This window comes from Pantoea sp. EKM103V, from assembly GCF_011800365.1.
GTDB lineage: Bacteria > Pseudomonadota > Gammaproteobacteria > Enterobacterales > Enterobacteriaceae > Pantoea > Pantoea anthophila.
Genome location: NZ_JAALFQ010000035.1, coordinates 1 through 724, shown reverse-complemented (window position 1 = coordinate 724; position 724 = coordinate 1). Strand labels below are relative to the sequence as shown.

Sequence of the window (724 nt, the reverse complement as noted above, 5' to 3'; positions counted from 1 at the left end):
GACGCCGGCTGTAAAACGTGGGGTTGTGTGTTCATCAGACATCTCCGCAGTCAGAGGGGGTTAAGGTTCCGGCCTGTGCCGTGAATGAATGACAGCCCGGCGGAAAGCGGAGTGTTCAGGAGCGACGACGAGGCCGCAGCGCAAGCGAGCGGGAGGCGGGATTACGCACGGCGCTGGCGCGAATTTCTGAGCGGCGGCGCGACGGAAGTAAGCACGGCGGAGCGAGTGCGAACGGGCGAGGAGGCGAGCGGAGCGATCTCTTGAACACGCAGCGGCCGGGCTAAAGTGAAGTCACGGCACCGGCCACAGGCTGCACGGACCAGGTTTTCTGCCCTGTTCCGCCGCATGGCGGAAAAAAGCGGCGCGCAGCAACTTCCTTATTTCATTCTGTCCACAGTCCGGGTGCATAGCCTGACGATAACCCTGTGGACAAAAGCGCAGCGGCGGCGGTCTCCGCGCACAGACAGCAGGCGGTCATAAAATGACCGCCCCGTCCGTTACTTCAGGTGCCCGCGCATTTCGGCAGCGCGCCGGTACAGCGCCACCAGTTCTGTATCAATCTGTTCGATCAGCATCCCGGCCATTTTCTGGGCCGGCGCCGCGCCGCGGAAAAGATGGCGTTTTGTCATGTCCCGCAGCCGCAGGTGAAACTCGTAAAGCGACTCCTCCAGGTCGTTAATGTCGTCGGTAAGCTGGTCGTTGCCGATCGTCAGTGTCTGGTCTG

1 protein-coding gene is annotated in these 724 nt (G+C 61.9%); it reads right to left on the bottom strand.

Going from position 1 to position 724, the window contains the following annotated elements; genetic code table 11:
• Positions 1 to 497 precede the first annotated feature (497 nt).
• Positions 498 to 724: hypothetical protein (locus HFD97_RS22000; RefSeq protein ID WP_244319852.1), on the bottom strand; the 227-nt coding region annotated here is incomplete at its 5' end.